Origin of the sequence: Sinomonas sp. ASV486, assembly GCF_030908215.1 — a bacterium.
GTDB lineage: Bacteria > Actinomycetota > Actinomycetes > Actinomycetales > Micrococcaceae > Sinomonas > Sinomonas puerhi.
Window position 1 is genome coordinate 61642 of the sequence record NZ_JAVFJK010000013.1, and the last position, 25351, is coordinate 86992.

The 25351-nt window shown below is 69.4% G+C and carries 20 protein-coding genes; 11 read left to right on the forward strand and 9 right to left on the reverse strand.

Translation table 11 applies throughout. From position 1 onward, the window contains the following. Window positions 1-10 precede the first annotated feature (10 nt). The 7 genes from RBS60_RS17125 (at window position 11) to RBS60_RS17155 (ending at window position 7560) form a co-directional block, all read left to right on the forward strand. The gene (locus RBS60_RS17125) at window positions 11-1759 is read left to right on the forward strand and encodes an FAD-dependent oxidoreductase (RefSeq protein WP_307958776.1); all 1749 of its coding nucleotides are present in this window, start codon (window positions 11-13) and stop codon (window positions 1757-1759) included. Next, the gene (locus RBS60_RS17130) at window positions 1756-2535 is read left to right on the forward strand and encodes an SDR family oxidoreductase (RefSeq protein WP_307958777.1); all 780 of its coding nucleotides are present in this window, start codon (window positions 1756-1758) and stop codon (window positions 2533-2535) included. The genes RBS60_RS17125 and RBS60_RS17130 overlap by 4 nt, the downstream gene beginning before the upstream one ends. Next, window positions 2536-3285, forward strand: a complete 750-nt coding sequence (locus RBS60_RS17135; RefSeq protein ID WP_307958778.1) for a glucose 1-dehydrogenase — start codon at window positions 2536-2538, stop codon at window positions 3283-3285. A gap of 2 nt (window positions 3286-3287) precedes the next feature. Further along, window positions 3288-4076, forward strand: a complete 789-nt coding sequence (locus RBS60_RS17140) for an IclR family transcriptional regulator (RefSeq protein ID WP_307958779.1) — start codon at window positions 3288-3290, stop codon at window positions 4074-4076. 463 nt (window positions 4077-4539) lie between these two features. Next, on the forward strand, window positions 4540-5907 hold the full coding sequence (locus tag RBS60_RS17145; protein WP_307958780.1) for a cytochrome P450: 1368 nt from the start codon (window positions 4540-4542) through the stop codon (window positions 5905-5907). Further along, window positions 5900-7198 (forward strand): FAD-dependent oxidoreductase, encoded by a 1299-nt coding sequence (locus tag RBS60_RS17150; RefSeq protein WP_307958781.1) that lies wholly within the window; start codon window positions 5900-5902, stop codon window positions 7196-7198. The genes RBS60_RS17145 and RBS60_RS17150 overlap by 8 nt, the downstream gene beginning before the upstream one ends. Window positions 7199-7239: 41 nt before the next feature. Continuing rightward, window positions 7240-7560 carry a 2Fe-2S iron-sulfur cluster-binding protein gene (locus tag RBS60_RS17155; protein ID WP_307958782.1) on the forward strand — a complete coding sequence of 107 codons (321 nt, stop codon included), beginning with the start codon at window positions 7240-7242 and terminating at the stop codon, window positions 7558-7560. Window positions 7561-7636: 76 nt separating this feature from the next. On the opposite strand, the gene RBS60_RS17160 is transcribed toward RBS60_RS17155, so the two are convergent. The 7 genes from RBS60_RS17160 to RBS60_RS17190 form a co-directional block, all read right to left on the reverse strand. Then, window positions 7637-9661 carry an ABC transporter ATP-binding protein gene (locus RBS60_RS17160; RefSeq protein WP_307958783.1) on the reverse strand — a complete coding sequence of 675 codons (2025 nt, stop codon included), beginning with the start codon at window positions 9659-9661 and terminating at the stop codon, window positions 7637-7639. Then, window positions 9658-11430: an ABC transporter ATP-binding protein gene (locus RBS60_RS17165; protein ID WP_307958784.1), complete on the reverse strand. Its 1773-nt coding sequence runs from the start codon at window positions 11428-11430 to the stop codon at window positions 9658-9660. The genes RBS60_RS17160 and RBS60_RS17165 overlap by 4 nt, the downstream gene beginning before the upstream one ends. A gap of 172 nt (window positions 11431-11602) precedes the next feature. Further along, the gene (locus tag RBS60_RS17170; RefSeq protein WP_307958819.1) at window positions 11603-13672 is read right to left on the reverse strand and encodes an MFS transporter; all 2070 of its coding nucleotides are present in this window, start codon (window positions 13670-13672) and stop codon (window positions 11603-11605) included. A gap of 16 nt (window positions 13673-13688) precedes the next feature. Continuing rightward, the gene (locus RBS60_RS17175; RefSeq protein ID WP_307958785.1) at window positions 13689-14201 is read right to left on the reverse strand and encodes a MarR family transcriptional regulator; all 513 of its coding nucleotides are present in this window, start codon (window positions 14199-14201) and stop codon (window positions 13689-13691) included. A 211-nt stretch (window positions 14202-14412) separates the two neighbouring features. Further along, window positions 14413-16104, reverse strand: coding sequence for a thiamine pyrophosphate-binding protein (locus RBS60_RS17180; RefSeq protein WP_307958820.1), 1692 nt, complete (start codon window positions 16102-16104; stop codon window positions 14413-14415). Between the two features lie 107 nt (window positions 16105-16211). Then, on the reverse strand, window positions 16212-17249 hold the full coding sequence (gene speB / locus RBS60_RS17185) for an agmatinase (protein WP_307958821.1): 1038 nt from the start codon (window positions 17247-17249) through the stop codon (window positions 16212-16214). An 82-nt stretch (window positions 17250-17331) separates the two neighbouring features. Further along, on the reverse strand, window positions 17332-18054 hold the full coding sequence (locus tag RBS60_RS17190; protein ID WP_307958786.1) for a hypothetical protein: 723 nt from the start codon (window positions 18052-18054) through the stop codon (window positions 17332-17334). Between the two features lie 245 nt (window positions 18055-18299). Here RBS60_RS17190 and RBS60_RS17195 point away from each other — a divergent pair, with 245 nt between their 5' ends. Then, window positions 18300-20276, forward strand: a complete 1977-nt coding sequence (locus RBS60_RS17195; RefSeq protein ID WP_307958787.1) for an amino acid transporter — start codon at window positions 18300-18302, stop codon at window positions 20274-20276. A 99-nt stretch (window positions 20277-20375) separates the two neighbouring features. Continuing rightward, window positions 20376-20978: a class I SAM-dependent methyltransferase gene (locus RBS60_RS17200; RefSeq protein WP_307958788.1), complete on the forward strand. Its 603-nt coding sequence runs from the start codon at window positions 20376-20378 to the stop codon at window positions 20976-20978. Between the two features lie 83 nt (window positions 20979-21061). Here the strand turns inward: RBS60_RS17200 and RBS60_RS17205 are convergent, their stop codons facing one another. Next, complete coding sequence (locus tag RBS60_RS17205; RefSeq protein WP_307958789.1) at window positions 21062-21637, reverse strand: cupin domain-containing protein; 576 nt, start codon at window positions 21635-21637, stop codon at window positions 21062-21064. Window positions 21638-22010: 373 nt separating this feature from the next. Between RBS60_RS17205 and RBS60_RS17210 the strand changes: the two genes are divergently transcribed. Continuing rightward, window positions 22011-23129 (forward strand): VIT1/CCC1 family protein, encoded by a 1119-nt coding sequence (locus RBS60_RS17210; RefSeq protein ID WP_307958790.1) that lies wholly within the window; start codon window positions 22011-22013, stop codon window positions 23127-23129. Between the two features lie 152 nt (window positions 23130-23281). On the opposite strand, the gene RBS60_RS17215 is transcribed toward RBS60_RS17210, so the two are convergent. After that, window positions 23282-24184: a LysR family transcriptional regulator gene (locus tag RBS60_RS17215; protein ID WP_307958791.1), complete on the reverse strand. Its 903-nt coding sequence runs from the start codon at window positions 24182-24184 to the stop codon at window positions 23282-23284. Window positions 24185-24284: 100 nt separating this feature from the next. On the opposite strand from RBS60_RS17215, the gene RBS60_RS17220 reads away from it, so the two are divergent. Then, window positions 24285-25337, forward strand: coding sequence for an MBL fold metallo-hydrolase (locus RBS60_RS17220; RefSeq protein WP_307958792.1), 1053 nt, complete (start codon window positions 24285-24287; stop codon window positions 25335-25337). The last annotated feature ends 14 nt before the right edge of the window (window positions 25338-25351 follow it).

The window sequence follows — 25351 nt, forward strand, 5'->3', positions numbered from 1 at the left end:
AATGACACCAGTGAAGAAGACAGCAGCCTGCGACGTCCTCGTCGTCGGATCCGGAGCCGCGGGCATGGCCGCCGCGCTCAAGGCGGCCAGCCAGGGCCTGAGCGTGATCGTCGCCGAGAAGGAGCAGTACTTCGGCGGTACCACCGCAATCTCCGCGGGATGGGCCTGGGTTCCGGGCAACAGGGTGGGCGCCGCGGCAGGCGACACGCGTGAGGAGGTCGAGACCTATCTGAAGAACCTCGCTCCGGGGACGTACGACGCCGACGGCGTCGCGCAGTTCCTCGATGCCGTCCCCGAGGCGCTGGACTTCTTCGAGCGGGAGACCGACGTCGAGTTCGTCTACCCCGAGAAGGCGCCCGACTACCAGATGGACCTCCCGGGCGCCCGCCTCGGTGGCCGCGCGATCCTGCCGAAGGACACCGACGCCCGCATCCTGGGCGACAAGCGCCTGCTCATGCAGCCCTACCTGTCCTCCTACACGGTGTTCGGGTACATGCCGCAGGTGGGACCCGACATGAATGAGTTCGTCCATGTCAACCAGTCGGTGAAGTCCTTCGTGTACGTCGCGAAGAAGCTCCTGCGCACGTGGCTCGACACCGCACGCTACCGCCGGCCCGTGCTCCGCACGAACGGAAACGCCCTCATGACCCTCATGGTCAAGAGCGCCTACGACGCGGGCGTGCGGATGTGGACATCCTCGCCCGTCGTCTCGCTCACGCGAGGAGACGACGGCGCGGTCACCGGGGCGGTGCTCGGCGGCGAGCACCCCGTGCGGGTCGAGGCGAAGCTCGGCGTCGTCCTCGCCGCGGGCGGATTCTCCGGCAACGCCGAGCTGCGCAGGCAGTACTTCCCGCACGACGCCACGGGCGACGACCACTTCACGCCCACCGTCGGCCACGGCGGCGACGCCGCGACTCTGGCCCTGGCCGCGGGCGGGCGGATCGACGACGGCGTGTCCTCCGTCGGCTCGTGGGCCCCCGTGACGGTGTTCCGCTACCGCGACGGGCGCCAGCGCCTCTTCCCGCACCTGCGGGCCATTGGCCTGCCCGGTCTCATCGCCGTGGATCGCCATGGCAAGCGCTTCGGCAACGAGGCCCTGAGCTACCACGACTTCGGCGGGGCGATGATCGCGCACAACGCGGGCGAGGACAAGACCTTCGGGTGGGTCATCGGTGACGCGAAGACGATGCACAAGTACGGGATCGGCTACGCCAAGCCGTGGCCCATGCCGCGGGGCTACTTCTACAAGACCGGCTATCTGGTCAAGGGACCGACGCTGGACGAGCTCGCAAGCAAGATCGGCGTCGACGCCGCTGGTCTCAAGGAGACGGTGGCCGAATTCAACGTGGGCGCACGCGCCGGCGAGGACCCCGAGTTCGGGCGTGGCTCGACCGAGTACAACCACTTCCGCGGGGACATGGACCACAAGCCCAATCCCAACCTGGCGCCCCTGGACAAGGGCCCGTTCTACGCCGCCAAGATCCAGATGGGCGACCTCGGCACGTTCGCGGGCATCGCCGTCGACCGCGACAACGTGGTCGTCACCGAGGAAGGCGCCCCGATCCCGGGCCTCTTCGCGGTCGGCGCGGCCGCGCGCAGCGTGTTCGGCGGCGGGTACCCGGGGTATGGCTCGCACATCGGCGCGGCGCTCGTGTTCGGGTACCGGGCGGGGCGCGATGTCGCCCGCCTCGCGGCAGCGAGAGGGATCAGGCGCGACGTGGAGCGAGGCCTCGAGGTCACCGAGGAGGCCGCACGATGACCCCGGTATCGGATCGAGTCGCCGGGAAGGTCGCCCTCATCTCGGGTGCGGCCCGCGGCATGGGTGCCTCGCACGCGCAGGTCCTCGCGGAGCACGGCGCGAGCGTCGTCATCGCCGACCTGCTCGACGACGAGGGCCGCACCCTCGCCGAGAAGATCAATGCTGAGTCCAACACCGGGATCGGGCGCGACGTCGCCCTCTTCGTCCACCTCGACGTCACGGACTACGAAAGTTGGCAGCGCGCGGTGAATGCCGCCGTCGAACGCTTCGGGACGCTCGACGTGCTCGTCAACAACGCTGGGATCTTCACGCGCGGCAGCGTCGAGGACGCAGACGTCGACGAGTGGCGCCGCACCATCGACATCGACCTGACCGGGAACTTCCTGGGCATGAAGGCCGCGGTGCCGGCCATGAAGGCCTCGGGCGGGTCGATCATCAACATCTCCTCGATCGCCGGGCTCGTCGGGTTCAAGAACCGGGCGGCCTACGCGGCCGCGAAGTGGGGGGTCCAGGGGCTCACCAAGACGAGCGCGATGGACCTAGGTCCGTACAACATCCGGGTCAACTCGGTGCACCCGGGCTCGGTCAAGACGCCCATGACGGCGGGCCTGGCGCGCGGCTTCGGGCAGATTCCGCTGGGCCGTGACGCCGAGACGCAGGAGATCTCGGACCTCATCCTGTTCCTTGCCTCGGACGAGTCGAGCTTCATGACCGGCGCGAACCTCGCGATCGACGGCGGCGAGACCGCGGGGAACAACCTGCGGCAGGACGCCTAGGTGGGCCAGGCATTCGCCGGCCGGGTGGCGGTGGTGACCGGCGCGGCGTCGGGCATCGGGGAGGCGACCGCGCGTCTGCTCGCCGGGCGCGGCGCCGCCGTGGTGATCGGGGACGTCGCGGAGGGGGCGGACGACGTCGCGCGCTCCCTCCGGGACGCCGGTCACCGCGCGCTGTGGGTACGCACTGACGTGACGGACGAGGACTCGGTGGCTGCGCTCATGGACCGCGCGGCCACCGAGTTCGGCTCGCTCGACGTCCTCGTGGCCAACGCCGGCATCGCCGAGCCGAAGGGGCCCCTGCACGAGCTCGATGTCGCCGCGTGGCGGCGGGTGGTCGAGATCGACCTCACCGGCGTTGCGCTGTGCGGCAAGCACGCGCTGCGGCACATGGTCGCTGCCGGGTCCGGGTCAATCGTCAACGTGTCCTCGATCCTCGGCACCGTGGGGCAGCGCAACAGTTCCTCGTACTCCGCCGCCAAGGCGGCCGTTGCGAACCTGACGCGGTCCACCGCCGTGACGTACGCGGCGAGCGGGATCCGAGTCAACGCCGTCGCACCCGGGTACGCGGACACGCCCCTCGTGGCAGGCCTGCCCGAGGACGTGCGCGGCGGCATCGCCGCGAGCCAGCCGATCGGCCGGCTCGCTCGGCCCGAGGAGATCGCCGAGGCCATCGCGTTCCTCGCCTCGGACGCGGCCTCCTTCGTCGTGGGCACGATCCTCGCCGTAGACGGCGGCTACACTGCCGTCTAGCCATGCCCGAACCCACACGTGATTCCATCATCAGCAGGGTGGTGCGGATCCTCAGCTGCTTCGACCGCAGCACGGCGGCCCTGAGCCTGAGCAGCCTCGCCCGCCGCTCAGGGCTGCCGCTCACCACCGCGCACCGAATCACGGACGAGCTCCTGCGCCACGGGCTGCTCGAGCGCGACTCCGCGGGCGACCTCCGGCCCGGCCTGCGGATGTGGGAGCTCGCGAACCGCGCCTCGCATGCCCTGACGCTCCGCGAGGCCTGCCTGCCGTTCATGGAGGATGTCCAGGCGGCGGTCCACCACCACGTCACCCTCGCCGTGCTCGACCGCGGCAGCGCCCTCTACGTCGAGAGGCTCTCCGCGCCCGAATCGCCGCTCGAGGCCGCGAACATCGCCCAGCGCATGCCGCTGCACGCCTCCTCGAGCGGCCTCGTCCTGCTCGCGTTCTCCGAGGCCGCCGTGCAGGCCCGAGCCCTGGCCGGCCCACTCGAGAAGGTCACGCCGGAGACCGTCACCGACCCCGCCGCACTCCGCCGGACCCTCGCCGACATCCGCCAGAAAGGCTTCGCGGCGCCACCGGGCATCGGTCGGACCGAGTGGATCGGCGTGGCCGTTCCCGTCTTCGGGTCCGAGAGGACGGCCGAGGGACCGGTCATCGCGGCGGCTCTCAACGCGATCCTCCCCCGCACCGAGGCCGACCTCGTCCCGCGGGTGGTCGTCGCACTCACGACGGCGGCCCACGGCGCCACCCGAGCCCTCCGCGGCACGATCGGCCAGCCCGCGACCCCCTAACCTCGAGTGGCCGCCTCGCCGCGATCCGTGTCTGCGCACGACGCCGTCCCCCGCCGAACGCCGCCCCCTCCCCGGACGCAGGCCTCTCGCCAAGTTCAGGTCTCGCGACCAAGTGCGCTACGGGCCGACTCCATTGCGACAGCAGTACTTGACGACACGGACAGCGAGACGCGAAGCTCGCGGCGAAGTTCTGGCTGCCGGCTATCCCCGATCCCGAGGCCACAGGGCTCGACGTCGGCCTCACAGGACCCGGCCTCGGCAGGGTGGCCACCGCTCGAGGCCCGAGCGGGGGAGGCAATTCTTCCGACCACCGGAAGGGTCCCTGTGATCGGGTCCACGGGCACGCCACACTCGATGCAACGACGTGATCAGCGTCACGGGATGCGGCACAGAAGTCGCCCCGAAGCCCCTTGAGACCGCATAGCGTGCAATGCCGCGCGCCCGCGGCCGGAAGGAACTCATCATGACCCTCACCTGCCCGTTCACCGGAGTGACGGCCGACGCCGCCGGTGACGCTCCCAGCCCAGGCGCGGAGACCGCCGTCGTGCGCCAGGCAACGCCGGAGCTGCCGCCCTACTCCCACGAGCTCGACTGGCCCGAAGGCCTCGAGCCGTTCAAGGTTGTCGACGACGGCAGCCAGGGCGACCCGTACGCCCACTACCGCTGGATGCTCGAGAACGCCCCGGTGCTGCGGGCGGCGTCGCCCGTCTCGGACGTGTGGTTCATCTCCCGGTTCGAGGACGTCCGCAAGGCGCTTCGGGCGCCGAAGGTCTTCTCCTCGGAGGTCGTCAGGCCGGTCCCCCTCACGTTCCTGACGCTCATCGACGCCCCGGACCACTCGCGCCTGCGCCAGATCGTCGCGAAGGCGTTCACCCCCAAGGCCATCAACCTCTTCGAGGATCGGATCCGCGAGACCGCCGGGAAGCTCCTCGACGAGCTCATCACACGCGGCGGGGGCGACGTCGTCGAGGAGTACGCGATCCCCCTGAGCATGTCCACGATCAGCGCCCTGCTCGACGTCCCGGCCGAGGACTTCGACAAGATGAAGTTCTGGTCCGACGAGACCTTCAGCTACTTCGGCCGCCTGGCCCGCAACGCGCCGGGCACAGGCACCGACGAGGAGAGCGCCAACGCCTTCTTCGCATACCTCAAGGACACGATGGAGCGCCTCTACGCGGAGGGCAACGAGTCCGTGGGCGGGCACATCGCGCGCATGTGGAAGGAGGGGCAGCTCTCCGAGAAGGAGGCCAAGGAGCTGTGCGCGTTCGTGTTCATCGCCGGGCACGACACGACGACGATCCTGCTCGCCAACGCGTTCCGCGTGTTCACGGAGCAGCCGGGGCTCCTGGACCGGATCCAGGCAAACCCAGCGGACGCGGACGCTTTCGTCGAGGAACTCGCGCGGTACCGGGGAACGGTCCAGCGCGTCTCGCGGATCACGACCGAGGAGGTCGAGGTCGCGGGGGTGACCCTGCCGAAGGGCGCGATCGTGCGGCTCATGCCCGCTGCCGCGAACCACGATGCGGCGAAGTACCCCGACCCCGACGTGTTCGCCATCGACCGCGACACCAATGGACACCTCGGCTTCGGCCACGGCGTGCACGCGTGCCTCGGCGCGCCGCTCGCGCGGCTCGAGACGCGGATCACCACCGAAATCCTGGGCAGCCGCCTCGCGCACATCGCCCTGGACCCCGCCCACGAGATCGAGTACGTGCGCGGCAACAATCTGACCAACTCCGGGCCCGAGCGCCTCGTTGTGACCGTCGAAGCCCGCAACGGCACCAGCCAGAACACGGGAAGCCAGAACACCGCGGAGGTCCGCCATGCGTGAGAACATCCAGACCGCCCGTCCCGCCGTGGTCATCGTCGGATCCGGCCACGCGGGCGTCGGCGTCGCCGCCGGTCTGCGGTCACGGGGCTGGGAGGGCAGGATCGTCCTGGTCGACGCCGAGGGGCAGCTTCCGTACGAGCGGCCGCCGCTCTCGAAGGACCTCCTTGTGCCGGGCGCCCCGGCCGAGCCCGTGCCTATGCGCAAGGAGTCCTGGTTCGAGTCCCGCGGGATCGAACGCGTCCACGGAACCGCCGCATCCATCGACCGCGATCGTCGTGAGCTGCGGCTCGCGGACGGGCGGGCCCTGCCCTACGTGAAGCTCATCCTCGCGACCGGCTCAACGCCCCGGCGCCTCACCGTCCCGGGCGCGGACCTCGACGGCGTCCTGATGCTCAAGACGCTCCCCGACGCCCGCCGCCTCGCGGCCGAGCTCGCCCCGTCGTCCGACACTGCCCCGGACGCGGCGCGCCACGTCGTCGTCATCGGTGCGGGGTACATCGGGCTCGAGGTCGCGGCCGCGGCGGCCAAGCACGGCTGCCGCGTGACCGTGCTCGAGTTCCAGGACCGGGTCATGAGCCGTGTGACGAGCGAGCCCGTCTCGCGCTTCTTCGAGGGCCTGCACGGGCGCGCCGGCGTCGAGTTCCGCTTCGGTGCCGCCGTCACGGCGCTCGAAGGGACCGACTCCCCGGACGGCGCCGGGCGCGTCGAGTGGGTCGTGACGGCCGACGGCGCGCGGCACCGTGCCGACGTCGTCGTCGCCGGGATCGGGGTGATCCCCGAGCAGGGTCTCGCGGCCGACGCCGGACTCGAGGCGTCCGACGGGATCCTCGTCGACGCCGGCGGACGCACCTCCGACCCAGATATCTACGCGGCCGGCGACGCGACGCGGTTCGCGAGCCTGTACGACGGCGCGAGCCAGCGCCTCGAATGCATCCAGAACGCGCGGGCCCAGGCCGAGGCCATTGCCGCGGACATCGCCGGGCAGGCGCCGCCCGCGCCCGAGGTGCCGTGGTTCTGGACCGTCCAGCACGGGGTCCGGCTGCAGACGGCCGGCGTCCGGCATCCCGACGACGACGTTCTCCTGCGTGGCGACCCGGCCAACGGGAAGTTCTCCGTCATCTACCTGCGCGGCGGCCGGGTCGCCGCGGTCGACACGGTCGGCTCCCTCGCCGACTTCAACGCGGGCAAGAAGCTCGTCGCCCAGCGCGCCACGATCGACCCGAGCCTCGCCGCCGACCCGTCCCTCCCGCTCGACCAAGCCATCGCTCCCCTTGAGCCCGCCGCGCTCTGAGGCGCGGATCCCACTGCCCACCACACCGAAAGGCCACTGACATGCCCACGACCATCATCGCCGTCGACCGCGACGGCACCCGGCACTCGCTCGTCTGGGACGAGGACCAGACCCTCATGGAGACCCTGCGCGACAACGACCTGCCTGTGCTCGCCTCGTGCGGCGGAACGGCGTCGTGCGCGACGTGCCATGTGTACCTCGAGGAGCCCGTCGCCGCGCGCCTCGGCGAGCGCAGCGCCGACGAGGCCGAGCTCTTGGCCGACGCGGAGGGGTTCCGCGAATGCGGCTCGCGCCTCTCATGCCAGATCGGGCACGACGCCGCGCACGATGGCATCCTCGTGGAGCTCGCGCCCGAGGGCTGATTCCTCGGCGGGCACTGACCGAAGAAAGCACCTCGGTCGGGACCGTCGCGGATGACGACGGTCCCGACCGAGGCCGCTACGTCTGGCGCGTTCCCCCGGCCGAGGCCGCCGCGGCCTCCGCCTCGAAGTCGATCCCGCCGGCGAACTGGCTCATGTAGAGCCTGTGGTAGGCGCCGCCGCGCTCAATGAGCTCCTCATGCCGGCCCTGCTCGACGATCTTGCCCGCCTCCATGACCAGGATCGTGTCCGCGTCCCGGATCGTGGAGAGCCGGTGCGCGATCACGAACGAGGTGCGGTCCGTCCGCAGCGCGGCCATGGCCTTCTGCACGAGCAGCTCGGTGCGAGTGTCCACGGACGAGGTCGCTTCGTCGAGGATGAGGAGTGACGGGTTAGAGACGAACGCCCGGGCGATCGTGATGAGCTGCTTCTCGCCCGCGGAGACGTTGGTCCCCTCCTCGTCGATGACCGTCTGGTACCCGTCCGGCAACGCCCGTACGAAGCGGTCCACGTAGGTGGCCTTGGCGGCCGTCAGGACCTCCTCCTCGGTGGCGTCGAGATTGCCGTACCGGATGTTGTCGTAGATCGTGCCCCCGGAAAGCCAGGCGTCCTGGAGCACCATGCCGACCTTCGAGCGGAGCTCCGCGCGGGACAGGTCACGGATGTCGACGCCGTCGAGAAGGATCCGCCCGGACTGGATCTCGTAGAACCGCATCACGAGGTTCACGAGAGTCGTCTTGCCGGCACCCGTCGGGCCCACGATCGCGACCGTATGGCCCGGTTCGGCGGTGAGGGAGAGGTCCTCGATGAGCGGATTGTCCTCCGAGTAGGAGAACGAGACGTGCTCGAAGTCGACGTGGCCGTCGGTGACCTCCGGCAGGTGGGCTGTGGCTGTCTCGGGCTCCTCCTCCTCGGCGTCGAGCAGCTCGAACGTGCGCTCGGCCGAGGCCACCCCGGACTGGAGCATGTTGGCCATGCCGGCGATCTGCCCGAGCGGCTGCGTGAATTCGCGCGAGTACTGGATGAACGCGGTCGCGTCGCCGAGGCTCATCTGGCCGGCGGCGACCCGCAGGCCTCCCACCACCGCGATTCCCACGTAGGCGAGGTAGCTCACCCAGTTCATGACCGGGAAGATCATGCCGGAGACGAATTGGGCATCGAACGAGGCGCGGTACAGCTCCTCGTTCTTCTGGTCGAACCGGCGGACCATGTCCTCCTGGCGCCCGAACACCGTCGCGAGGTCATGCCCCGAGAACGACTCCTCGATCTGCCCGTTGAGCAGGCCCGTGTTCTTCCACTGCGACTGGAACATCTTCTGGCTGCGCGAACCGATCACGCCGGCCACGACGCCGGAGAGCGGCAGCGCGATGAGCGCGATCAGCGCGAGCTGCCACGACACGATGAACATCATCACGACGATGCCGAGCACCTGCAGGAGCGAGGAGAGCAGCTGCGAGAATGCCTGCTGGAGCGCCTGCTGGACGTTGTCCACATCATTCGTGACGCGTGAGAGCACGTCGCCGCGCTGGCGGGTGTCGAAGTACCCGAGCGGCAGCCGATTGATCTTCGACTCGATGTCCTGGCGCAGGCGGTAGATGACCCGCATCACGAGACGGTTGAGCAGGTAGCCCTGGGCCCACATGAACACGGCCGCGACCGAGTACATGAGCAGCACGATGGAGATGAGGAACGTCAGGCGCGAGAAGTCGATGCCCTGGCCGGGCACAAGATTCATGCCGGCGAGCATGTCTGCGAAGTTGTTCTGGCCCTGGGCTCGCAGGCCCTCGATGATCTGGTCCTTCGTGACGCCCGCCGGCATCTGCTTGCCGATGGCGCCGGAGAAGATGACGTCCATGGCCTGGCCGAGGATCTTCGGGGCGATCACCGTGAGCACCACGGACACGAGGATGAAGAGCACGACGACGGCCATGAGCGCCCGCTCAGGCTTCAGCAGCCCCATGAGACGCAGGGCACTCGGGCCGAAGTTCTTGGCCTTCTTGGCGGGCATCGAGCCGAAGGCGCCGCCGTCCGCCTCAGTCGGGGTGTACTCGTCCTCGACGACCTCGGCCGTGGCCTCCGCGGCCGGCTTGCTGTTCTCGCTCATGCCCTCTCCCCCGTCACTCCGGCTGTGCCCGCTGCGCTCGCCGCGTCTTCCGCGGTGATCTGCGACTGGACGATCTCCTGGTACGTCGGTGACGTCTCGAGCAGTTCCTCGTGGGTACCGCGGTCCACGATCTTGCCGCCATCGAGCACGAGGATGAGGTCGGCGTCGACGATGGTTGAGACGCGCTGCGCAACGATGATGACCGTGGCCTCGGCCGTCTGCTTCTTCAGCGCCCGGCGCAACCGGGCGTCGGTCGCGACATCGAGGGCCGAGAAGGAGTCATCGAACAGGAACACGGAAGGCTTCGCGACGAGGGCCCGCGCGATGCACAGCCGCTGGCGCTGGCCGCCCGAGACGTTCGTCCCGCCCTGCGAGATGCCGGATTCGAGGCCTTGGTGCTTCTCCCGGACGAAGTCCGCGCCCTGGGCGACCTCGAGGGCCTCCCAGAGTTCGTGCTCGGTTGCGTCCTGGCGGCCGAACCGCAGGTTGTGCGCAATCGAGCCCGAGAAGAGGTAGGGGCGCTGCGGGACCATGGCGACCCGCGAGGTGATCTCGGAACGGGGCATGCGGTCCACGGCGACACCGTCGAGGAGCACCTGCCCGCCGGTCGTGTCGTACAGCCGCGGAATGAGGGAAAGCAGCGTCGTCTTGCCGGAGCCGGTCGCGCCGATGATCGCGACGGTCTGGCCGGGGCGAGCCGTGAACGAGAGCCCGGTGAGGATGTCCGCCTCGGCACCCGGATAGGAGAAGGAGACATCGCGGAACTCGACAACGCCCTCGCGCCGCGCAGGAACCTCGGCATCGGTCGGCGCCGCCATCGAAGGCACGACGTCAAGCACCTCGCCGATGCGGTCCGCGCACACCGCGGCGCGCGGGATCATCATCGCCATGAAGGTGCCCATCATGACTGCCATGAGGATCTGCAGGAGGTACTGGAGGAACGCCGTGAGGGATCCGACCTGCATGTCTCCCGCGTCCACGCGCTGGCCGCCGAAGTACAGGACTGCGGCGGTTGCGAGGTGCAGGAGCATCATGATGATCGGGAACATGAGCACGAAGATCGCGCCGACCTTGAGCGAGACGTCTGTGAGCGCCTTGTTGGCCTCGGCGAACCTCCCCTCCTCGAACGGCTCGCGGACGAACGCGCGGACCACGCGGATGCCCATGATCTGCTCGCGCAGCACGGCGTTGATTCCGTCGACCCGCTTCTGCATGCCCCGGAACAGCGGCAGGAGCAGGTAGACGAGGTAGCCGACGATCGCGAACAGGACCGGCACCGAGACCCAGACGAGCCACGAGAGGCCGAGGTCCTCGCGGAGGGCCATGATGATCCCGCCGACGCACATGATGGGTGCGGACACCATGAAGTTCAGGCCCATGAGCAGCAGCATCTGCACCTGCTGGACATCGTTGGTACCGCGCGTGATGAGGGTCGGCGCGCCGAAGGACTGGACCTCCTGCGCCGAGAAGGATGTGACCTTGCGGAAGACCCCCTGCCGCAGGTCGCGTCCGAACGCCATCGCGGTCTTCGCTCCGAAGTAGACAGCGGCGACGGCGGTGGCGACCTGGACCAGCGCGATCCCGAGCATGATGGTGCCCTGGCCCCAGATGTAGCCGGTATCGCCCTTCGCGACGCCCTGGTCGATGATCTGGGCGTTGAGGCTGGGCAGGTAGAGCGTCGCGATGGTCGTCGCGAGCTGGAAGACGACCACGGCGAGGATCCATGGCCAGTAGCGTGCGCTGTAGCGCCGGATGAGCGTGAGGAGCATTGAAGTCCTTCGAGTTCTGGGCCCCACGGTGTGCGGATGGGGCGTGTCCAGCGTAGTTCGCCCACCGGGCCGGGTGCATCAGTCTTGAGGACTAAACGGGCAGCCTGCGGACAAAGGACTGTCCGCAGGCTGCCCGGGCTTCCAGCTGCCCAGAGGCCGCCAGCGAAGCTGCTCAGTTGGCGGTGTGCCGCCCCCGCGTTGCGAGGTACAGCGCCGCCTCCTTCTGGAGCGCCCGCTCGGCGGCGAGCTCTCCCTGGATCTCGGCGAGCGTCGCGGCCGTCTGGCTCTGCTCGGCCGCGAGCCGCTGCTGCGCGTCGAGCTGGTCCGCGATCCGCGACATCAGCTGGGCGAGCTGCGCCTGCTGGCGCCCCAGGAGCCGCTGGGTCTCCTGGATCGCTGCGAGGGTCTGCCCCTCGGCCCGGGCCGGGTGCTCCCCCGATGCCGGCTCTGACTCCGCGAGCAGGAGCCTGAGCTCGCTGTCCAGCTCGGCATCCTGCGGCTCGCTCCCGGCGAGCACCTCGCGGATTGCGGCCCGGCGCATGGCGGGCGACGGCGCGCCGGTCGCCTGGGGCGAGCCCGCATCCGGTGACGTGGTCGCCACAGGCGAGGACCCGCCGTCGTGCGCCGACACGGTGCCGTGCGGAGTATTGGCCGCGTCGGCGACGGCTGGCGCGACGGCAGGCGCGGACGCCGCAAGGACCTCGGCAGCCGAGGTGACGGCGGGAACCGTGCCCGTCGGGGGCTTGACGATGTCCACAGTGCGGCGCAGGGGGATCTCCTTGATGAAGAGGACCGCGAGGAGGGCCACGACCCCGATGACCGCGGCGATGAGGAACACGCGGGCCGTCGCGTCGCCGAACGCACCGCGGACGATGTCGGCGATCGGGCCAGGCATGTCCTTGAGGTCCATGCTGCCGCCAGCCGAGCCGCCGGCCGTCTTGATGCCGCGGTCGGCGAGGCCCTGGACCACGAGGTCGCCCGAGCGGTTGCTCAGGACGGCGCCGAGCACCGAGACGCCGACCGCGCCGAAGACCGAGCGGAAGAACGCGACCGTGGAGCTCGCGGTGCCGATGTCCGAGGACCTGACCGTGTTCTGGACACCCAGGACGAGGTTCTGCATGGTCATGCCGAGGCCCAGACCGAGGACGGACGTGTAGACGCCCGTGAGCCAAAGCTCCGTGGTGTGGTCGATCGTGCCGAGCATTCCCAGGCCGGCAATCATCAGGATCGAGCCGAGGACGAGGAATCGCTTCCACCGGCCGGTCCGGGTGATCATCTGGCCCGAGGCCACGGAGCCGATGAAGTTGCCGGCGATCATCGGAAGCGTCAGCAGGCCGGCCTCGGTGGGCGTGGCGCCGCGGGCCACCTGGAAATACTGGCCGAGGAACGAGGAGGAAGCGAACATCGCGACGCCGACGGCCGCAGACGCAACGATGCTGAGCGCCGTCGTGCGGTTGGCCACGATCTTGAGCGGGATGATCGGCATGGCCACGCGGCTCTCGACGATGACGAGCAGGATGAGCCCGACGACCGAGCCCCCGACCATCGCGGCCGTCTGCCAGCTCCACCAGTCGTAGTAGTCGGCCTTGCCAGCGAACGAGACCCAGACCAGGAGCGTGCTGACCGAGGCAGTGAGGAGGACGGCGCCGAGCCAGTCGATCTTCGCCGGGCGCTTGACGTGCTGGATCTTGAGCGTGATCTGGATCAGGATGAGCGCGACCACGGCAAGGGGCACGCACACGAAGAACGTCCAGCGCCATCCGAGGGGCGAGTCGACGATGAAGCCGCCGAGGAGCGGGCCGCCGGCCGTCCCGACCGCCATGACGGCGCCCATGTATCCGTTGTACTTGCCTCGATCGCGCGGCGGGATCATCGTGCCGATGATGGCCATGGCCATTGCGGTCAGACCGCCGAGGCCGACGCCCTGGATGACGCGGGCGGAGATGAGCCATGGGATGTTCTGGGCGAAGCCGGCCAGAACGGAGCCGGCGACGAACACGACGATGTTCAGCTGCGTGAGGAGCTTCTTGTCGAAGAGGTCCGCGAGCTTGCCCCAGATCGGGGTGGTCACGGCATTCGCGAGCAGCGCGGCCGTGATGACCCACGCGAAGTCGGTCTGGGTGCCCTTGAGGTCCGCCATGATGGTCGGGAGGGCGTTGGCGACGATGGTCGAGGACAGGATTGCGGTGAAGAACGCTGCGAGCAAGCCCGTGAGGGCCTCGAGGATCTGCTTGTGGCTCATCTGCGGAGCCGCGGCCTCAACGGGCTGCAAGGGCTTCCTCCTTCGTGGTGGTCTGTGTGGTCTGGGGTGCCGAATGAGCGGGGCGCATGCGGTGCGAGCCGGCATGGAGTGCCTCGGAGAGCTGGCCGACCGCCGTCACTGCCGCGGAAGCCTGGTCCTCGTCCCAGCCGGCGAGGTAGCCCTGGAGCCGCGCGATGCGATGCTCCTCGACGTCCTCGAGCTGTGCCCTGCCAGCCTCTGTGAGCGCCACCAGCTGGGCCCTGCGGTCCTCGGGATCACGACGCCGCTCGACCAGGCCGAGGCCTTCGAGCTCGGCGAGGTGCCTGCTGAGCACAGGCGCGCTCACGCCGAGCTTGCCCGCGAGGTCCACGGCACGTCCGCCGTACTCGGCGATCATGCGCAGGACGCCCTGCAACGCGACACCGAGGTCGCCGTGCTTGAGCTCGGTGCTCGACAGGCACCGGATCACCCGCTGCAGGTCGAAGACGCGGTGGATGAGCTCCCGTGCGGTGTCGGGATCGACAGGCATGGCCCCTCCTAAGATTGATTGCTTACCGCAACTATACACTGAATGGTTGCTTGTGCAAACTAATTCGATAGGTGACCTTAGTAACACCGGTGAGCGGGCGCCGTCGTGCCTTAACCACGTCTGGGGGTCACGTTCTGAAGGTCACGTGATGTGCGTGACCCCCAGAAGGTGACCCCCAGGAGGTGACTCCCAGACGGGAGGCGGGCTTGCGCTAGGACTCCAGGTGAGTCGGAGCGAACATCTTGAGCAGCGTCTCGACCACGACGACGTTCGGCCCGTCTGCGGCGAAGCCCTCCTCGAGCGCCTCACGCACGTGCTCTGGCGCCACGCGCTTCGCGGGGACTCCGAAGGACTCGGCGAGCGCCACGAAGTCCGGCCGGGCGAGCTCCGTCGCGGTGGCCTTTCCGAAGGCCCCGACCATGTACTCGCGCAGGATCCCGTAGCCCCCGTCGTCCACGATGAGCCATGTGACCGGGACGTTGTGCTGCTTGGCCGTCGCGAGCTCGGAGATCGAATACATCGCCGAGCCGTCGCCGGACACCGCGAGGACGCGCGCGGGCTTCCCCGTCGTCGCGAGCCCCACGGCACCGCCGATCGCCGCGGGGAAGCCGAAGCCGAGCCCACCCGCACCCTGCGCCGAGTGGAACTGGCCCTGCCGGGCGTCCCAGCAGCTCCACGCCCAGTACGCGGAGATGGTCATGTCCCAGAACGTCTGCATCTCGTCCGGCACAGCTGCGCGGATGTCGGCCATGAACTGCAGTTCCTTGGCAAGGTCCTGCGACTCGAGCCTCGCGCGGACCTTTGCGAGCGATTCGGCGACGAGAGCCTCGGGCGCCTTGCCGTGCCAGTCCGGCACGGGCCGCTGGCCATTGTGCGACGGCGTCGTGCCGAGTGCCGAGTTGAGGGCGGCAAGCGCCTGCCCAGCATCGGCGCGGATGCCCAGGCCCGGGCGGTTGGACTCGAGGACGCGCGGCTCGGCGTCGATCTGGATGATCCGGCCGCGCGGTTCGAAGGTGAAGTAGTTCGAGGTGACCTCGCCGAGCGAGGAGCCGACGACCACGAGCACGTCCGCATCCTCGAGCACATCGGTCATGTACCGGTCCTCGATCCAGGACTGGAGCGAGAGCGGGTGCTCCCACGGGAACGCGCCGTTGCCGCCGGGCGTGCAGATCACCGGCGCGCGCAGCTGCTCCGCGAGGTCGAGGAGCGCCTTCTCGGCGCGCCCGCGCCGCGTCCCGCCCCCGGCGATGATCGCCGGGCGCTTCGCCTCACGCAGCCACTTGACCGCCTCGCGCACGAGCTCGACGCGCGGCGGGTTGTCCGCGGCCTCGGCGAGCGCGTCCTCGACCGGCGGGACCACGATGGGATCGAGCAGCACGTTCTGCGGAATCTCGACCCACACCGGCCCCTGGGGCGAGGAGATCGCGTCGGTCCACGCGTCCTGGATCGCGCTCGGGATGCCCGAGGCGTGCTGGATGAGCCGCTGGCTCTTCGTGACGTTCGCGGCCGAGGCCTTCTGGTCGTCGAGCTGGTGCAGCATTCCCTTGCGGCGGGCGCCAAGTCCATCGAGCGGAATCTGGCTCGCGATCACGACCATCGGCACGCCGGTCGCGTAGGCCTCCTGAAGGCCCGCGAGCGAGGTGAGCGCGCCGGGGCCGGTCGAGAGGAACAGGACGCCGACCTCGCCCGTGGCGCGCGAGTAGCCGTCCGCCGCGAACGCCGAGTTGTTCTCGACGCGGCTCGAAACGAAGTGCAGGTGGCCGCGCCCCATGGCATCGAACAGGCCGAGCGCGTGCTGGCCCGGGATGCCGAAAACGGTCTTCGCGCCGAGCGCCTCGAGGGTCTCCACCACGAGGTCCCCGCCGTTGCGCAGGGGTGCCTCCACGTGGACGTCGTCACGCACGACGGCGGACTGGTCGCCCGCCGCTCCCGCGTCACCCTGGTTTCGGGTGCGCTCAACCACCGTTGCGCGCGCCTGGGCGTCCCCCGCCCACGGCGACTCGACCGGGCTCACTGGGCACCCGCCGTCGTGCCCTGTGCAGCGGCACCGGAGCTGGCCCTGCGGTCGACTGCACTGTTCGCCTTCGGCAGCTCGCTCATGAGCGTCACGAGGTCGTAGGCGACGTGGCTCGCGGCGACGCCGGTGATCTCGGCGTGGTCGTAGGCCGGGGCGACCTCGACGACGTCGGCTCCGACGAGGTTGAGCCCGCGCAGGCCGCGCAGGATCTCGAGGAGCTCGCGGCTCGTGATGCCGCCGGCCTCGGGCGTGCCCGTGCCGGGGGCGTGGGCGGGGTCGAGGACGTCGATGTCCACCGAGACGTAGAGGGGACGGCCGCCGATGCGGTCGCGCAGCTTGGCGACGACCTCGCGCACGCCCTGGTAGTAGACGTCGGAGGAGGTCACGATGCCGAAGCCGAAGCGGCGGTCGTCCTCGAGGTCGCGCTTGCCGTACAGCGGTCCGCGGGTGCCGACGTGGGAGATCGCGTCGGTATCGAGGATGCCCTCCTCGACGGCGCGGCGGAACGGGGTGCCGTGCGTGTACTCGGCGCCGAAGTAGGTGTCCCACGTGTCGAGGTGGGCGTCGAAGTGCAGGAGTGCCACGGGCTCGCCGGCGCGCTCGGACGCGGCGCGCAGCAGCGGCAGGGCGATCGTATGGTCACCGCCGATCGTGAGGAGGCGCGCGCCGTCGGCCGTCAGGTCCAGGGCGTTGTGCTGGATCGTCTCGATGGCCTCGTGGATGTTGAAGGGGTTGACGGCCATGTCCCCCGCGTCGGCGACCTGCGCGTTCGCGAACGGCGAGGCGTCCAGCGCGGGGTTGTACGGGCGCAGGAGGCGGCTCGCCTCGCGGACATGGTTCGCGCCGAAGCGCGCGCCCGGGCGGTAGGACACGCCGGCGTCGAACGGGACGCCGACGATCGCGATGTCCGTCTGTCCCACCTGGTCCAGCCGGGGCAGGCGGGCGAACGTCGCCGCTCCGGCGAAGCGCGGGACGCGGGACGAATCGATGGGACCGAGGTTGCCGTTCTCCTCGATGCGCAGCTCTTCCAAGGGCACCTCCATTGATGCAGTGTGGCTGTGATCCACACTACAGGAAAAGTTGCCTCATATGCACCCCTTGTTTACGCGGACACTATCCCGCCGTGAGACTCAGGACGGCAGACCTCACCTGCTGCCCCTCCTTCGAGGCCCACCACGCCTTGGCATTGTCCACGCTCCCGCACTTGTTGAGGTCCTCGCCGCCAAGCCAGACAGTGATGAAGTATGGGGGTTGCACGGCGCCCGGCCCGACGGGCACAGGGCCCCCCGGGGGAAGGCCTCCGGCAACGCCCGCCCCGTCCGATGGCACCTGCGAAGAGATCCGCAGCCAGCAGACCGTGCCGGGCCCGCCCGCCGGTTGGGGCACCTCGGCGAAGTACGCGTACTGGTACCCCGCGAAGCCGCCCGCAGCGAGACCGGGGAGCGCGCCCGATTCGATGACCGTGCGCTGCACGGGCCACCCGACGTCATAGGCCCCGGAATTGATCTGCACCGTGACGACGGGCTTCCCTGAGGCATCCTTGAACGCGGCGGACTCCCCCGTGCCGCCCATGCCGGCGTAGGTCTTCGCGTCAACTATCCAGCCCGACGGATAGCGCAGGCTCAGCTTCTGGGTGGTGAAGGAGAACGTCGCCAGATTCTCGGTGGGAGTCGGGGTCGGGGTCGGCGTGGGCGTCGCGCTCGCTGTGGCGGACGACGGCGGCGCAGTGCCCTGCGTCGTCGTCTGCGGTGAGGCTTGAGGCGCCCCGCAGGCGGCCAACGCCGCCGCGAGCGCGAGGGCTGCGGCGGCCTTGAAGGAGGAATGGCGTCGAGTCATGGCCGGTCCTCTCACCTGACGCATGGTGCCTGCCTACATTGTCGGCCCCGAGCGATCTGCAGGGTAGAAGCTACGCCATGGCCAACGAACCCGGGAGCCTGTCACGGAACCCGGATAGCAGGTGCGCACGCGCCGTCGTGGGCCCCACCGGCGCTAAGGTTCCATAAAGAGCAGTTCCCGCCGGTTCGCCGTGGCCTACGCTCCAAGCTGCAGCACCCCCATATTCCGAGAGATCAGCAGGAGCCATGTCCACTCTCATGCGGCCACCGGCCGAACCGTCACCGCGCCGCAGGAATCGCAGATCCAGCTTCAGGCAGTGGCTCCTCGAGGGAATGCCGGAATCCGCGGGCAAGCGGCAGGGCCCCCACGGCGTCCCGCACGAGGACCACAAGCCCTCCTCATGGTGGCGGGTGATGTGCCTCACTGGCGTCGACTACTTCTCAACGCTCGGCTACCAGCCGGCTATCGCCGCGCTCGCCGCCGGACTTCTCGCGCCGCTGGCCACGATCATCCTCGTGGTCGTGACGCTGGCTGGCGCTCTCCCGGTATACCGGCGCGTGGCCCGCGAGAGCCACCGCGGCGAGGGGTCCATCGCGATGCTCGAGCGACTCATGCCGCGTTGGACGGGCAAGCTGTTCGTTCTCGCGCTCCTCGGCTTCGCTGCAACCGACTTCATGATCACCATGACACTCTCCGCGGCCGACGCGAGCGCGCACCTCATCGAGAACCCCTTCGCGCCCCCGGCGCTGCACGGGCAGCAGATCACCATCACGCTCGTGCTCATCGCGGCCCTCGGGATCGTGTTCCTGCGCGGGTTCAAGGAGGCCATCAACGTCGCCGTCGTGCTCGTGGGCATCTACCTCGCGCTCAACGCGGTGGTCGTCGGGACTGCCGTGGTGCGCGTTCTGACCGAAGGGGCCATGGTCACCGACTGGTGGGGGGCGCTCACCACCCAGCACAGCAACCCGCTGATCATGGTGGGGATCGCCCTCATCGTGTTCCCGAAGCTTGCCCTCGGCCTCTCCGGCTTCGAGACCGGCGTCGCCGTCATGCCCCAGGTCAAGGGAGACCCGAGCGACACCGAGGAGAACCCCACGGGCCGTATCCGCGGAACGCACCACCTGCTGACCACGGCCGCCCTCATCATGTCCGCGTTCCTGATCACCTCGAGCTTCGCGACGACCATCCTGATCCCCGCCGCGGAGTTCGAGGACGGAGGAAAGGCCAACGGGCGCGCGCTCGCATACCTCGCGCATCAGTTCTTCGGCGACGGGTTCGGGACCGTTTATGACGTCTCGACGATCGCGATCCTGTGGTTCGCGGGAGCATCCGCCATGGCCGGACTGCTCAACCTCGTGCCCCGATACCTTCCGCGTTACGGTATGGCTCCGACGTGGGCGCGCGCCGTCCGGCCCCTCGTTCTCGTCTTCACGGCGATCGGCTTCCTCATCACATGGATCTTCGAGGCGAGCGTCGATGCGCAGGGCGGAGCGTATGCGACCGGCGTCCTCGTGCTCATGACGTCCGCCGCAGTGGCCGTGACGCTGTCCGCGCGGCACAAGAAGCAGAAGGCCCAGATGTGGGCGTTCGGCATAGTGAGCGCCGTGTTCGTCTATACCACCGTCGCCAACGTCGTGGAGCGCCCGGACGGCATCCGCATCGCTGCGCTGTTCATCGTGGGGATCCTCGTCGTCTCGTTTGCCTCCCGCGTGGGGCGCTCGTTCGAGCTGCGCGCCACCCATGTGCGCCTCGACGAGCAGGCGCTCGAATTCCTCGCGGACACGGACCAAGGCCCCATCCGACTCATCGCCCACGAACCGAAGCGGCTTGACTCAGACCGGTACCGGTCGAAGCTTGAACACGCCCGCGCGGCCAACCACCTGCCCGAGGACGCGGACATCCTGTTCATCGAGGTCGTCGTGGACGACTCCTCCGAATTCGAGCAGGAGCTCGACATCCATGGCGTCAAGCGCCACGGCTTCAAGGTCCTCGAGGTGCACTCCAGCAACGTGCCCAACACCCTTGCCGCGATCCTCCTGCACCTGCGCAACGTCACGGGACTCATGCCGCACATCTACTTCCGCTGGACCGAGGGGAACCCGGTGGCGAACCTCACCAAGTTCCTGTTCTTCGGCGAGGGCGAGATTGCGCCTGTGACTCGCGAGGTGCTGCGCGAGGCGGAGCCGGACATCACCGAGCGCCCCTGGGTGCACGTGGGCTGATACGCCTCTGGCGTCCTCCCCGCACGTTCCCGCCCGGTTGCCGACGCCGCTGGCAACCTACTCGCGCCCCTCATGGGGCCACAGAGAAAGGCCAATGCCATGAAGGCCTTCTACAACCTCTGGTACCGCCACGGCACGCCGCCCTGGGTGGGACCCGCCAGAAGCGAACTCGTCCGGCTTGTCGAATCGGGCCGCGTCCCGCCCGGTCGCTCCCTCGACCTCGGCTGCGGCGAAGGGGACAACTCGATATTCCTCGCCCAACATGGCTTCGATGCAACAGCTATCGACTTCGCGCCGGCAGCCCTCGTGAAGGCGAGGGCCAAGGCGGAGGCTGCGGGCGTCGCGGTGCGCTTCGTGGAGGATGACCTCACGCGCATGAGCAACGTGGCTGGGCCATTCGACGTGCTCGTCGACTACGGCTCGTTCGACGATCTGAGCATCCAAGACCGCGACTCATACATGCGGGCCGTGGTGCCGCTGCTGCGCTCGGGCGGGCTGTTCCTGCTCTGGTGCTTCGAATGGATTCCGTCGCGGTGGGAGCGCGCGGCCGTCGCGGCGCTGCCGTTCGGGCAGATGGCGCTGCTCCCGGGCGAGGTAGAGCGCCGGTTCGGGGCTGAATTCGCGATCGAGCGGGTTGCAGGGGAGTCCGGACTGCGTGGGTGGCCGCACGGCTGGGCGGCGTACTTGATGACGCGGAAGTAGGGACCGCGTGACGCGTGCCCCACCGGGCGGGTCCGCGTGCAACACCGCATACGCGAGCGAGAAGCATCTGGAACGGGCGGGCGTCAGCGCGACGCGGCGGGCACGAGGATCCAGAGCACCGTGGCCGGCTCGTCCGTGGGGTTGATCCACGTGTGCGGCTCGCGGCCGGGGAAGCTGAGGGTGTCCCCGGCGTTCAGGGTGTACTGCTCGTTCGTCATGATGAGGGTGAGCGTGCCACGCACTACATGGAGCACGTCCACGTCGCAGTCCACGGCGTACAGCTCGGACTCTCCCCTGCCGTGCGGCGCGATGTCCGCCTGGAGCACCTGCAACCGGCGCTCGGATCTGGCCGTGAGAAGCTTCTCCACGATGCCTTCGCCGCCGAGCGAGATCCGGGGTGCTTCCGCGGCCCGCGTGAGCGAGGTCTCCGGGACGGCGAACAAGTCGCCGATGGCGATCGAGAGCACTTGGCACAGGGTCACGAGCGAGGCCACGGACGGGGAGGTCAGGTCGCGCTCAACCCGTGAGAGGAAGCCCTTGGTCAGTCCGGTCGCGTCGGCCACCTGCTCGATGGTCATGCGCTGGGACTGGCGTGCGGCGCGGATGCGGGAACCGATCGCGACCGGCGTGTTGGTGGGCTCGACGGGGAGTGCTTTCATCGGTGCTCTTTCTGGGCGAATGCCGTGACGGCGGTCGCAACGGACTGTTAGACGAATCACCCATAGCCTATCGGACAACACCTGTTGCCCAACAGGAATCCGCACCTGTTACTGAGGATTTCCGCGCGGGCGGGAGCCACGGTTGGCGCGGCGCATCGAGGATCCCGCACCCGTTTCGGTCGCCTAGCCTCCCCCGACGAGCGCACGATGGCGGCCCGGCCGACCTACTGGGCAAGAGCGACCAGAAGGAGCTTGAATTCAGGCTCGCCTAACTCCCAGACGGCGGTTGACCGCGCGAATTCGGAGGCCGAAAAGGTCTACAGTAGCCGAGGCAATGGGGCCACCCAGTACCCTCAGTCCCACAGGAGCCTCCATGCAGAAGACGCTGCCTACGCCCTCGGGCCGCCGTCCCGAGCCGACCTCCGCCGATCTCCGCCGCTGGCGCCAGTACCTCGCCGATGAGAAGGCCGAGGCTGCGATCTACCGCGCGCTCGCCTCGCGCCGCGAGGGCGAGGAACGCGACATCCTGCTCGGCCTCGCCGAGGCAGAGCGCCGCCATGAGGCGCACTGGACGACTCTCCTCGGCGACAGAATCGGCCGTCCGCGCGCGGCGTCGCTGCGCAGCCAGCTGCTCGGATTCCTCGCCCGGCACTTCGGCAGCGTGTTTGTGCTCGCGATGGCCCAGCGCGCCGAAAGCCGCTCCCCGTATGCTTCCGACCCCTACGCGACGCCAGCCATGGCCGCAGACGAGCGCATCCATGAGGAAGTGGTGCGAGGCCTCGCCGTCCGCGGCCGGACCCGGCTGTCCGGGATGTTCCGTGCCGCCGTTTTCGGGGCCAACGACGGGCTCGTGAGCAACCTGTCGCTCGTGGCAGGCATGGCCGCATCCGGCGTGGCGAGCCACGTGGTCCTGCTCTCTGGCGTCGCCGGGCTCCTGGCCGGCGCGCTCTCGATGGGTGCCGGCGAGTTCATCTCGGTGCGGTCACAGCGCGAGCTGCTCTCGGCGTCGCGCCCCACGCAGATCACCCTCACGGCCGCCCCGGATCTGGACCTCACCGCGAATGAGCTGGTGCTCGTGTACAAAGCACGCGGCATGAGCCAGGCAGCCGCCGAGCACCGCGCGGCCGAGCGCCTCGGCGACTTCTCCTGCGACTGCGATCCCAGCCTGTCCCTGCACCCCGAGAAGGAGGAGCCCGAGGACGAGCACGAGGCGATCGGGTCCGCGTGGGGCGCCGCGAGCGCGAGCTTCTGCTTCTTCGCCTCAGGTGCAATCGTGCCGATCATTCCATTCCTGTTCGGGATGGTCGGGGTTCCGGCGCTCCTCGTGGCCGGTGTGCTCGTAGGCATCGCGCTGCTCGGAACCGGTGCGGTCGTGGGCCTGCTCGCGGGCGCCTCGCCGCTCACCCGGGCGCTGCGGCAGCTCGCGATCGGCTTCGGCGCAGCTGCCGTGACGTACCTGCTCGGGTTCGTCTTCGGCGTCTCGATGGGCTGACCCCGCACCGCGGACAGCTGACCCCGCAACGGCGAGAGGTGACCCTGCATCCTGACGACGGGATGCGGAGCCACCTTCCTGCGATGCGGAGTCACCTTCCTGCGATGCGGAGTCACCTCCGCTGGCCTGAGAGGCGATAAGTCGGACGGCGCCTATCCCCGAGCTATGCTCCGCGCCGCACCGATGATCGCGTCGACGCGCCGCGGGCGGCGGAGCCCCGGCGGGACCGCCGCGACCACCGAGTTGGACGGGAGCGGATCCGATATCGGCACGAGGACCACGCCAGCGGTCTGGAAGTGCTCATCCATGCCCTCCCAGACATTGGTCACGGAGTACGCCCGGCCGCTCGCGACGATGCCGCGGATGTTCTCCGCGACAACGCTCTTCCAGCGCACCCGCGGTTCCACACCGACCGTCTGGAACATCGAGATGACGCGCTCCGCGCTGGGCGGGACGTCGAACAGCACGGCGTCCTCCTCGGCGAGGTCGGCGAATCGGAGTGAGGGCCTCGTCGCGAGGGGGTGGCCCTTCGCGAGCATGATATGTGGCCGCGACTCGGCGATCGTCACGAGGTCGACGCCGGGGACTGCCTGGAGCGAGTAGACGAACGCGGCGTCGAGCTCGCCGTCCGCGACCGAGCGCTGGAGTTCCTCGGCCGCGCCCTCGACGAACTCGAGCTTGATCTCGGGCCACCTCGCCGCAGTCTCGGCGAGGAGTCTCGGCATGAGCCGGGGACTGATCGCAATCATGCACCCGAGACTGACGCGCCCGCGGAGCTCCTCCCAGCCTCCCCGCACGCTGCTCGGAATCTCGGCGACCTCGCCGAGGATGCGCCGGGCCCTGCCGCCGAGGGCCGTTCCCGCTGCGGTCGGGACCAGCCGTTTGGACCGAGATCTCACGAACAGGTCGACGCCGAGGGCCTTCTCGAGCTGGGCGATCGCCATCGATGCCGCGGCCTGCGAGATGCGGCTGCGCTTCGCGGCCTCGGTGACCGAGCCGGCGTCGAGCACCGCGACGACGTATTCGAGCTGGCGGAGGGTGAACTCCGAAGACATAAGCACTCCTGATAAGAGACCTTCGATTGATTGATTATACAAATCATGTGGCGGACACCACACTGGGACGCAGACCCCCGATCAACCAAGGAGCTCCCGCATGGCCCTCACCCTCGAACCCCACGTCGTCACCCTCGGCACGGCAGGCGGCCCGCGCTGGTGGTCGGCTCCCGACTCAGGTGAGCGGACCGGGATCGCGACCGCGGTCGTCGTCGGCAACGCGTTCTACCTCGTGGACCTCGGCCAGGGCGCCGGGCGCCGGATTGCGCAGGCGGGCCTCGACCTGAAGGACCTGCGCGCGCTGTTCATCACGCACCTCCACTCGGACCACGTCTACGACCTCGCCGGGCTGGGCATCTTCGGCCTCTACGCGCTCCAGGACCGCGCGGGGACGGATCCCGTCCGGATCCTCGGACCCGGCAACCGCGGCGAGCTGCCCCCGGTGTCCCCGCGCGCCGTCGTGCGTCCCGAGCCGCTCGCCCCGCAGAGCCCGACGCCGGGCACGCGCGAGATGTTCGAGACCCTCATGGCCGCGCACGCGACGGACCTCAACGACCGTATCCTCGACTCGCTCAAGCCGAGCCCGCTGGACGTGTTCCGCGCCGAGGACATCGAGATCCCCGCCGGGATCGGCTACCACCCCAACACGAACGCGACCCCCGAGATGGATCCGTTCGAGGTCTACCGGGACGAGCTCGTCACCGTCACCGCGATCCTGGTCGAGCACCCACCGGTGGCGCCGGCCTTCGCGTTCCGCTTCGACACAGCCGAGGGGTCTGTCACGATCTCCGGCGATACCTGCTTCACCCCCAACCTGATCGCCCTCGCCCAGGGCACAGACCTGCTCCTGCACGAGGCGATCGACTTCGAGTGGGTCGAGTCCCTGTATGGGGACAAGACCGACGACGCGTCGCGCGCCGCGCGGGACCACCACTACAAGTCCCACACGAGCGTCCGGGAGGCGGCGAAGGCCGCCGAGGCCGCCGGCGCCGGCACCCTGGCGCTGCACCACCTCGTCCCGGGGCATGCCCCGGACAGCGTCTGGGCCGAGGCTGCCGAGCACTTCTCCGGCCCGTTCGTGCTCCCCAGCGACCTCGACGTCATCCCCTTCGGGGGGGGGCGCGGGCGGCGGGCCCCCCGGCCGCCCCCCTAGGGCGGGGGTGCCAG